This window comes from Dietzia sp. DQ11-44 (genome assembly GCF_014145205.1).
GTDB lineage: Bacteria > Actinomycetota > Actinomycetes > Mycobacteriales > Mycobacteriaceae > Dietzia > Dietzia natronolimnaea.
Map to the genome: position 1 here is coordinate 1 of NZ_JAALEC010000287.1, position 10,390 is coordinate 10,390.

Consider the following 10,390-nt stretch of genomic DNA (forward strand, 5'->3'; position numbering starts at 1 on the left):
CCGCTGGCGCAGGCGGACGCCGGACACACCGTCGTCCTCCCGGGCGGTGAACGCGTCGCGGTGCCCGTCCCGGTGGAGACCGCGGACATCGGGCCCGGCGAGCTGCCCACCCCGTGGTCGCGGGGGTCCGTGCCCGGGGGGGAGCCGGTGACGTCCGTGCTGGGTTCCGTCGCGAGCGTGCGTCGAGGCGTGGTCGGCCGAGGGGTGAACATCGCGGTCTGGACCTGGGACGACTCCGCGTTCGCGTGGCTGGCCGGAGAGCTCACGATCGACCGCTTCCGCGAACTCCTGCCCGCGCTGGAGGGCATGGAGACCCGCCGTTACCTGCTGCCCAACCTCCGCGCCGTCAACCTCGTGGCGCGCCCCCCGCGTGGTGTGCCGCTCGACAGCGGGCTCGGGGCCGACCTGGCCTCCGTCCGTCTGTCGATCCCCGGCGAACTCCTCGAGTTCGGACCGTGAGGCTCGTCGCGAGGCCCGGACCGGCGGACATGGAGCGAACGTAGGACAGACCCCTGCGCCTCGGCTGCCTAGCGTCGGTGGAGACCGTGCATCGTCCGGGCCCGCCGGGCGCACGTCCCGTGCGGTCATCGTTCGAGGAGTCCGCATGACACGTTCGATCATCGCCAGAGTCCCGGTCGTCGCCGCCACCTCGCTGATGGCCGCGGCTGTGGTCGCGGTCGGGGCGCCGGTCGCCACCGCCCAGACCGGGTCCCCCTCCAGTGCCGAACTCAGCAGCGAGCTCGGGGACGCCGCCGGGAGTGTGCAGGAGTTGGAGGCCATCATCGAGGGGATGAACCCGGGTGCCCGGGGAGCGCTGGACAACGGGTCCCTGGCCAATCTCAACGAACTGATCGCGAACATCCGCAGTGGAGAGATCCTCGATGTGTTCCGGGTGGTGCAGGGGATCCCCGGGGGTTCGCAGGACATCATGACCCTCGCGGAGAGGGCCTCGCTTGGTGAAGTGGGGTGGGATCGGGTCCTCGCGGCGACCCAGGTGGTCCTGGCTCCGGTCACGCCGTGCAACACCTTCACCAATTCCGGGCGGCAGGGCATCTTCACCAACAGGCATGAGATCGGCCGCAGCGGCGGCGGCCGGGTACTGCTGCGGTTGGAGACCTATTACGTGCCCGACTTCGTCGAGGTGGCCTATGACGGAACCGTGCTGTGGACCACCCCGGGCTACGTGGGAACCAACGGAGACTGGCACGTGTGGATCGACGTGCCCCCCGGTGTGTCGACATCGATGACGGTGAAGGTCGACGCCCCCCGGAACGGCACCGAGTGGAATTACACGCTGGGGTGCCCGCTGTGACCCCCCGCGACGGCGGGTGAGGTGATCCTCCCGGACCGCACCGCGAGAACGCCGTGCCGAAAAGCAAGCAAGCATGCTTGCTTTATTCGAGGCTCGGTGGGAGTCTGATGCCATGCAGACGAACATCCGGCCCTCGGCGACGGAGGACCCGCACGCGGTCCTGGCCGCGCTCAGCGCCCGACTAGACGACCTCGTCGAGACCGCCGGTCCCGACGTCTGGCACCTGGACACCCCGGCCGTGGGCTGGGACGTGGGCATGCAGATCGCGCATCTGGCCTGGACCGACGAGGTCTCGGTCACCGCCATCACCGATCCGGACGACTTCCAGGGTGTGGTGGAGACGGCCATGGCCGATCCGACCGGTTTCGTGGACGCCGGTGCCGCCGAGATCGCCGCCACCGGCCGCGACGAGGTGCTCGCCCGGTGGCGCCTGGCCCGGGGAGAACTCGCGGACGCGCTCAAGGCCGCCGATCCGGGCGACCAGGTCCCGTGGTTCGGACCGCCGATGCGGCCGAAGTCCATGACGACCGCCCGGATCATGGAGACCTGGGCACACGGCATCGACGTCGCCGACGCCGTCGGGATCCCGCTCGACTCCGACCCGGCCTTCATCGCGGCGCTGCCCCACGTGGCCCGTCTGGGGTTCAAGACCCGCGGCTTCGCGTATCTGATGAACGGACTCGAGGCCCCGTCCTCGGAGGTCCACCTCGCGCTCACCCTGCCCGACGGCACCGTCCTCGAGTTCGGCCCGGCCGACGCCGAGCAGCGAGTCACCGGACCGGTGCTCGACTTCTGCCTGCTGGTCACCCAGCGCGTCCACCGCGCCGACACCGCCCTCGAGGCGGTCGGCGAGGACGCGGAGGAGTGGCTGCGGATAGCCCAGGCCTTCGCGGGCCTGCCCGGCGGCGGCCGCGAGGAGGGGGCGCGGGCATGAGCGGGAGGAACCTCGCCGCGCCGCTGCGCGTGGGAACGGAGTCGACGGTGCCTCCGCTGCGCGTCGGCAACATGTCCGGCTTCTACGGCGACCGCATCTCCGCGATGCGCGAGATGCTCGAGGGGGGCGAACTCGACGTCCTCACCGGCGACTACCTCGCCGAACTCACCATGCTCATCCTGGGCCGCGACCGCATGAAGAACGCGGACCTCGGGTACGCCAAGACCTTCCTGCGGCAGCTCGAGGACTGTCTCGGGCTGGCGCTGGAGAAGAACGTCAGGATCGTCGCGAACGCGGGCGGTCTCAACCCCGCCGGCCTGGCCGGCGCGGTCGTCGAGCTCGGATCGCGGCTGGGGTTGTCCCCGCGGGTCGCGCACGTCGAGGGCGACGACCTGATCGACCGGGTCTCGGAACTCGACATCCCGGCCGACGCCGGCTTCCCGGTCACCGCCAACGCCTACCTCGGGGGCTTCGGGATCGCCCGCTGTCTGGACGCCGGTGCCGACATCGTCGTCACCGGTCGCGTCACCGACGCCTCGGTCATCGTCGGTCCGGCGATCAGCCACTTCGGGTGGACCCGGACGGACCTCGACGCCCTCGCCGGCGCCACCGTCGCGGGGCACGTCATCGAGTGCGGGACCCAGGCCACGGGCGGCAACTACGCCTTCTTCAACCGCGGTGAGATCGCCGATCCCGTCACCCCCGGTTTCCCCATCGCCGAGATCGCCTCCGACGGCACCTCCGTCATCACCAAGCACGCCGGGACCGGGGGAGCGGTGACGGTCGGCACCGTCACCTCCCAACTCCTCTACGAGGTCACCGGGGCGCGCTACGGCGGGCCCGACGTCGTCACCCGCCTGGACACCGCTCGCCTCGAGCAGGAGGGCCCCGACCGCGTCCGCATCTCCGGGGTGCGCGGCGAGACCGCCCCCACCACCACCAAGGTGTCGGTGACGTGCCTCGGTGGCTTCCGCAACGAGGTCACGTTCCTGCTCACCGGGCTGGACATCGAGGACAAGGCCGCACTGGTCGAGCGCCAGATCCTGGCCGGCCTCGCCACCCGTCCCGCGGAGATCGACTTCCGCCTCAGCCGCACGGACCACGCGGACGCCGACACCCAGGCCGCGGCGACCGCACTGCTGACCGTCGTCGCCTGGGACCCGGACTCCGACGTGGTGGGCCGGGCGTTCTCCGACGCCGCGGTGGCCATGATCCTGGCGAGCTACCCGGGTGCCACGCCGAGCGCGCCCCCCGGTCGCGGCGGCCCGTACGGCGTGTACGTCCCCGCCTACCTCGACCAGGAGGAGGTGCCGCACGTCGCGGTGCTCCCCGACGGAACCCGGGTGGACATCGCGCCTCCGGAACACACGGAGGAGATGGGCGACGGTCACGCCTCCGACGGCCTCGACGCCGAGGGTGCATCGCTGTCCCCGTCCTCCCGGTCGACGGCGTCCACCACGCGCAGGCCCCTGGGGGACGTGCTCGGCGCCCGCTCGGGAGACAAGGGCGGGACCGCCAACATCGGTCTGTGGGCCGGAGACGCGGCGGCCTACCGCTGGATGCGCGAGACCCTCACCGTCGACGAGCTGCGTCGCCTGCTCCCGGAGACCGCCGACCTCCCGGTCGAGAGATACGAACTTCCCCGGATCAATGCCGTGAACTTCGTCATCGACGGACTGCTCGGCAAGGGCGTCGCCCACGGCTACCGCTGGGACCCCCAGGCCAAGGGACTCGCCGAGTGGCTCCGCTCCCGCCTCATCGACGTGCCCGACGACATCACCGCCCCCGTACCCGCCGCCCCCGTACCCGCCGCCACGGCACCCGCCGAGCCGGCACCCGCAGAGGAGAACGCGTGACCATCCCGCCGTACGTACCGGGGGATCCCTGGTATTCCGAGGAGAGTCTCGCCCTGCGCGAGACCACGACCCGTTTCGCCGAGCGCGAGATCCTGCCCCACCAGGACGAGTGGGAGGCCGCGGGCGCGTTGCCCCGCGAGCTGCACGCGAAGGCCGGCCGGCTGGGCCTGCTCGGTGTCTCGTTCCCCGAGGAGGTCGGGGGCGGGGGTGGCGACATGCGTGACTCCCTGATCGTCTGCGAGGCACTCCACGAGGCCGGCGTCGCCGGCGGCGTGTTCGCCTCGCTGTTCACCTGCGGGATCGCCACCCCCCACCTGGCCCAGTCCGGCCGACCCGACCAGATCGAGCGCTGGGTCAGGCCCACGCTCGCCGGCGAGTTGATCGGCTCCCTGGCCATCACCGAGCCCGGCGGCGGTTCCGACGTCGGACGCCTCACCACCACCGCCCGCCGGGACGGCGACCACTACGTCGTCAACGGCGCCAAGACGTACATCACCTCCGGTACCCGCGCCGACTTCGTGGTGACCGCCGTGCGCACCGGCGGTGACGACCTGAAAGGAGCGGCGGGCGTCAGCCTGCTCGTCATCCCCACCGACACCCCCGGTTTCCACCGCTCCGCCCCGCTGGAGAAGCTGGGCTGGCGTGCCTCGGACACCGCCGAGTTGACGTTCACCGACTGCCGGGTGCCGGTGGAGAACCTCGTCGGCGCCGAGCACGACGGGTTCGCCCAGATCGCCATCGGATTCGTGGGCGAACGCGCGGCGCTGGCCGCCCAGGGGTACTCTCACGCCCAGCGATGCCTCGACCTCACCCTGGACTGGGTGCGGGAGCGTGAGACCTTCGGCCGCCCCCTGCTCTCCCGGCAGGCCGTGCAGAACACCGTCACCGAGATGGCCCGCCGTATCGACGTCGCCCGCACCTACACCCACCGGTGCGTGGACCTGGCCGCGGCGGGGCACGACGCGATCGCCGAGGTCTGCTTTGCCAAGAACACCGCCGTGGAGTGCGCGGAGTGGGTCGCCAACGAAGCACTCCAGCTCTTCGGAGGTCTCGGCTACATGGCCGAGTCCGAGGTGAGCCGCCAGTACCGCGATGTCCGCCTCCTGGGCATCGGCGGAGGCACCACCGAGATCCTCACCACCCTCGCCGGACGACGTTTGGGGTACACCGCATGACCATCCTGCGTTCCACGCTCGACACCACCAGCGCCGAGTTCGGTGCCGCCAAGGCCGCGATGAAGGACAAACTCACCCAGCTCACCGCCGATCTCGAACCCGCGCTCGCCGGCGGCGGCGAGCGCAAGGTCGCCCGCCACCGCGAGCGCGGCAAGTTCACCGCCCGGGAACGGATCGACATGGTCCTCGACCGCGAGTCGCCCTTCCTCGAGCTGTGCGCTCTCGCCGCGTGGGGCTCGGACTTCCAGACCGGCGCCTCCGTGGTGGCCGGGATCGGCGTGGTCGAGGGCGCGGAGTGCCTGGTCATCGCGAACGACCCCACGGTCAAGGGCGGCACGTCCAACCCGTGGACGCTGCGCAAGATCCTCCGCCTCAACGACGTGGCCATGAAGAACCGGCTCCCGGTGATCAGCCTCGTCGAGTCCGGTGGCGCCGACCTGCCCACGCAGAAGGAGGTGTTCATCCCCGGAGGCGCGCTGTTCCGCGACCTCACGCGCCTGTCCAAGGCCGGCATCCCCACCATCGCCGTGGTCTACGGCAACTCCACCGCCGGCGGAGCGTACGTCCCGGGGATGAGTGACCACGTGGTCATGATCGAGGAGCGCTCGAAGGTGTTCCTCGCCGGACCCCCGCTGGTCAAGGCCGCCACCGGCGAGATCGCCGACGAGGAGACCCTCGGCGGTGCGGACATGCACGCCCGCGTCTCCGGCCTCGCCGACCACTACGCCCTCGACGAGGCCGATGCCGCACGCCTCACGCGCGGCATCATCCGCCGGCTCAACTGGTCGAAGTCCGGTCGGGCCCCGCGCGCCGAGGTCATCGAGCCGCTCTACGGCGCCGAGGATCTCCTCGGCATCGTCCCGGAGGACCTCAAGATCCCCTTCGACCCGCGCGAGATCATCGCACGCATCGTGGACGGGTCCGACTTCGACGAGTTCAAACCGCTCTACGGGGCGAGCCTGGTCACCGGGTGGGCCGAGATCCACGGCTACCCGGTGGGCATCATCGCCAACGCGCGCGGCGTGCTGTTCAGCGCGGAGGCGCAGAAGGCCACCCAGTTCATCGAGCTGGCCAACCGCTACGACACCCCGTTGGTGTTCATGCACAACACCACCGGATACATGGTGGGCTCGGAGTACGAGCGCGGCGGCATCATCAAGCACGGCTCGATGATGATCAACGCGGTCTCCAATTCCGAGGTCCCGCACCTGTCGCTCATCACCGCCGCGTCGTACGGCGCGGGCCACTACGGCATGTGCGGCCGCGCCTTCGACCCCCGGTTCCTCTACACGTGGCCGAGCGCCAAGTCCGCCGTCATGGGCGGTCAGCAGCTCGCCGACGTGGTCACCTCCGTGGCCGCCGCCGCCTCGTCCGCCCGGGGCGAGGAGATGACCCAGGAGACGATCGACGGTCTCAAGACCATGATCGCCGACCAGATCGAGAAGGAGTCGTTGCCGGCCTTCCTGTCCGGGATGCTCTACGACGACGGCATCATCGACCCCCGCGACACCCGGACCGTGCTGGGTCTCAGCCTGTCCGCGATCCACTCCGGAGAAGTCGCCGGAACCGACCGCTTCGGCGTCTTCCGGATGTGAGGAACACCACCATGCAGAATGCACCCACCCCAGCCCCGATCACCTCGGTCCTGGTCGCCAACCGCGGGGAGATCGCCCGCCGTGTCCACCGCACCGCCCGCGCCCTGGGCATGACCACGGTGGCGGTCTACTCGGACGCCGACGCCGATGCCCCCCACACCCGCGAGGCCGACGCCGCGGTCCGTCTCCCGGGCAACACCCCCGGGGAGACCTACCTTCGCGGTGACCTGGTCATCGCCGCGGCCACGGCCGCCGGGGCCGACGCGATCCACCCCGGCTACGGGTTCCTGTCCGAGAACGCCGGGTTCGCCCGCGACGTGATCGACGCGGGGCTCACCTGGGTCGGCCCGCCGGTCTCCGCCATCGAGGCCATGGGCTCCAAGATCGAGGCCAAGAAGATGATGGGCGAGGCCGGAGTGCCCATGCTCGCCGACCTCGAGCCCGTCGACGTCACCGAGGACATGCTCCCGGTCCTGGTCAAGGCCTCCGCCGGTGGCGGCGGACGCGGGATGCGCGTGGTCCGCACCCTGGACTCACTGCACGACGAGATCGCGGGCGCCCGGCGTGAGGCCAGGTCCGCCTTCGGCGACGACGCCGTGTTCTGTGAGCGGTACCTCGAGCGTGGCCGTCACATCGAGGTCCAGATCATGGCGGATTCGCACGGCACCGTCTGGGCGGTGGGCGAGCGCGAGTGCTCCATCCAACGCCGCCACCAGAAGGTGATCGAGGAGGCCCCGAGCCCGCTGGTCGAGCGGACCCCGGGGATGCGGGAGAAGTTGTACTCGGCGGCCCGCGACGCCGCGTCCGCGATCGGGTACACCGGCGCCGGCACGGTCGAGTTCCTGGCCACCGACGACGGCGAGTTCTTCTTCCTCGAGATGAACACCCGTCTCCAGGTCGAGCACCCGGTCACCGAGGCCACGACCGGACTGGACCTGGTGGCGCTCCAGCTGGACGTGGCGGCGGGTCTTCCCCTGCCGTCCACCACACCCCCGGCCGCCCACGGCTGGTCGTTCGAGGCCCGCCTCTACGCCGAGGACCCGGCGAGCGACTACACGCCGGGTTCCGGAACCCTGTGGGCGCTCGACGTCCCCGGCGTCTGCTCGACCTTCGAGGGCCCGCACCGCCCGGGCATCCGGGTGGACAGCGGTGTCGAACCCGGGGCGGACGGCGCGGTGATCGGCGTGCACTACGACCCGATGCTGGCCAAGGTCATCTCCTACGGCCGTACCCGTTCCGAGGCCTGCGCCTCGCTCGCCGGCGCGCTGACGCGGGCGAAGATCCACGGCCTGACGACCAACCGCGCCCAGCTGGTCCGGGTCCTGCGCCACCCGGAGTTCATCGCCGGCAACCTGTCGACCGCGTTCCTCGACGATCACGGTGCGCAGGCGGTCGCCGCCCCGCTCGCCGACGACGAGGCCGTGGTGATCTCCGCGCTGGCCGCCGCGATCGTGTCCGGGACCGCCGACCACGCCGCCGGGCCGGTGGCGCTGGCGCAGGCGGGCTTCCGCAACGTCGGCCGCACGCTCCAGAGGCGTACCTACCGGTTCGGGGAGGACGAGTTAGAGGTGGCGTACATCCGCGACCGCTCCGGCGCCCACGCGGACGGCGATCTCGCCGAGGTCGTCCGCGTCGGACAGGTCCGCCCCGACGCGGTGGACCTCGAGGTCAGGGGAGTGCGCCACACCTTCTCCGTGGCCCGGTACGAGGTGGTGGGCTCCGACACCGTCGTGGAGGTGGACTCGCCACTCGGACCGGTCCCGCTCATCGAACCGCCCCGGTACTCCGATCCCGGCGCGGAGGTCGCCGCGGGTTCGCTGCTCGCCCCCATGCCGGGTGCGGTCATCCGGGTGGCCGTCTCCGTCGGGGACACCGTCACCGCCGGCCAGCCGCTGCTGTGGATGGAGGCCATGAAGATGGAACACACCATCTCCGCCGCCGTGGACGGCATCGTCACCGAGCTGCCCGTCGAGGTCGGCACCCAGGTCGAGACCGGCACCATCCTCGCCGTCGTCGCGGAACCCGACAGCACCGACGCCGACAGCACCGATCCTTCCAGCACCGACACCACCACCCCCCAGGAGTGACCACGATGACCGACATCTCTCAGATCCCCAACCCCGTCGTCGACACCGAGGAGCAGAAGCAACTCCGCAAGGTCGCCTTCGACCTGGGCTCGCGATACGGCATGGAGTACATGCGCGAGAAGTCCGACGCCGGCGAGACCACCGACGAGCTGTGGACCGAGGCGGGCAGGCTCGGACTGCTGGGGGTGAACCTGCCCGAGGAGTACGGCGGCGGCGGGGCCGGCATGACCGAGCTCGCGATGGTCGAGGAGGAGCTCTCCGCCGCGGGCGCCGGGCTGCTCATGATGGTGGTCTCGCCCGCCATCAACGGCACGATCATCTCCCGCTTCGGGACCGAGGAGCAGAAGAAGCGCTGGCTGCCAGGCCTGGCCTCGGGCGAGATCATCACCTCGTTCGCCATCACCGAGCCGGACGCCGGGTCCAACTCCCACGCCATCACCACCACCGCACGCCGGGGCGGCTCGGACTTCCTGCTCAGCGGGCAGAAGACCTACATCTCGGGAGTCGACCAGGCCGACGCGATCCTCGTGGTGGCCCGACTCGAGGGCGCCGCGAGCGGCAAGCTCCAGCCGGCCCTGTTCATGGTGCCCACCGACGCGCCCGGACTCGAGCGCACCCACATCCCCACCGAGGTGCGTACGCCCGAGCGGCAGTTCCAGCTGTACTTCGACGACGTGCGCCTGCCCGCGGACGCGCTCATCGGTGACGGCGACACCGCGCTGCTCATGCTCTTCGCGGGCCTCAACCCCGAGCGCATCATGGCCTCCGGGATGGCGATCGGTTCCGCCCGCTACGCGATGGACAAGGCGACGAAGTACGCGAACGAGCGCACCGTGTGGAAGACCCCGATCGGCGCCCACCAGGGGATCGCCCACCCCCTCGCCCAGTGCAAGATCGAGCTGGAGCTGGCCCGGCTGATGATGCGCAAGGCCGCGGCGCTCGTCGACGCCGGCCTGGACGACCTCGCCGGCGAGGCCGCCAACATGGCCAAGTACGCCTCCGGAGAGGTCTCCGCCCGCACCGTCGACCAGGCCATCCAGACCCTCGGCGGCAACGGCCTGTCGGTGGAGTACGGTCTCGCCGGCATGCTCGCCGCATCGCGCCTGCCCCGCATCGCCCCGGTCAGCCGGGAGATGATCCTCAACTACGTGGCCCAGCACTCGCTCGGGCTGCCGAGGAGCTACTGAGGTGGCCGCGGCGGACGATCAGACCGTCGGTGTTCCGGTGCTGGTGCGCTACGAGGTCTCCGGGGGCGCCGCCCGCGTGACCCTCGACTCGCAGCACAACCGCAACGCCATCTCGAGCGCCCTGGTCGAGCAGCTCCACGCGGCGCTCGACCGGGCGGCCGCGGACGACGGTGCCCGCGTGGTGGTCCTCGGTCACGCCGGCGGGACCTTCTGCGCCGGTGCCGACCTCAGCGAGGCCTCCGCG

The 10,390-nt window shown here is 71.1% G+C and carries 8 protein-coding genes and 1 pseudogene; all 9 read left to right on the plus strand.

The window, feature by feature from the left end; translation table 11 throughout:
• A pseudogene (locus G6018_RS07975) lies at nt 1–459 on the plus strand (hypothetical protein); the annotation flags it as partial.
• 145 nt (nt 460–604) lie between these two features.
• A complete protein-coding gene (locus tag G6018_RS07980; protein WP_182639332.1) occupies nt 605–1,312 on the plus strand; it encodes a hypothetical protein in 708 nt (235 codons plus the stop codon).
• 112 nt (nt 1,313–1,424) lie between these two features.
• Entirely contained in the window at nt 1,425–2,246 is an 822-nt protein-coding gene (locus G6018_RS07985; RefSeq protein ID WP_182615478.1) for a TIGR03084 family metal-binding protein, read from the plus strand.
• Nucleotides 2,243–4,102, plus strand: coding sequence for an acyclic terpene utilization AtuA family protein (locus tag G6018_RS07990; RefSeq protein WP_182639333.1), 1,860 nt, complete (start codon nt 2,243–2,245; stop codon nt 4,100–4,102). Before G6018_RS07985 ends, G6018_RS07990 begins: the two co-directional genes overlap by 4 nt.
• Nucleotides 4,099–5,277 carry an acyl-CoA dehydrogenase family protein gene (locus G6018_RS07995; RefSeq protein WP_179525935.1) on the plus strand — a complete coding sequence of 393 codons (1,179 nt, stop codon included), beginning with the start codon at nt 4,099–4,101 and terminating at the stop codon, nt 5,275–5,277. The genes G6018_RS07990 and G6018_RS07995 overlap by 4 nt, the downstream gene beginning before the upstream one ends.
• On the plus strand, nt 5,274–6,872 hold the full coding sequence (locus G6018_RS08000; protein ID WP_182639334.1) for a carboxyl transferase domain-containing protein: 1,599 nt from the start codon (nt 5,274–5,276) through the stop codon (nt 6,870–6,872). Before G6018_RS07995 ends, G6018_RS08000 begins: the two co-directional genes overlap by 4 nt.
• A gap of 11 nt (nt 6,873–6,883) precedes the next feature.
• The gene (locus tag G6018_RS08005; RefSeq protein ID WP_182639335.1) at nt 6,884–8,959 is read left to right on the plus strand and encodes a biotin carboxylase N-terminal domain-containing protein; all 2,076 of its coding nucleotides are present in this window, start codon (nt 6,884–6,886) and stop codon (nt 8,957–8,959) included.
• A 5-nt stretch (nt 8,960–8,964) separates the two neighbouring features.
• Entirely contained in the window at nt 8,965–10,146 is a 1,182-nt protein-coding gene (locus G6018_RS08010) for an acyl-CoA dehydrogenase family protein (protein ID WP_182639336.1), read from the plus strand.
• A gap of 1 nt (nt 10,147) precedes the next feature.
• Nucleotides 10,148–10,390: enoyl-CoA hydratase-related protein (locus G6018_RS08015; RefSeq protein ID WP_347237829.1), on the plus strand; the 243-nt coding region annotated here is incomplete at its 3' end.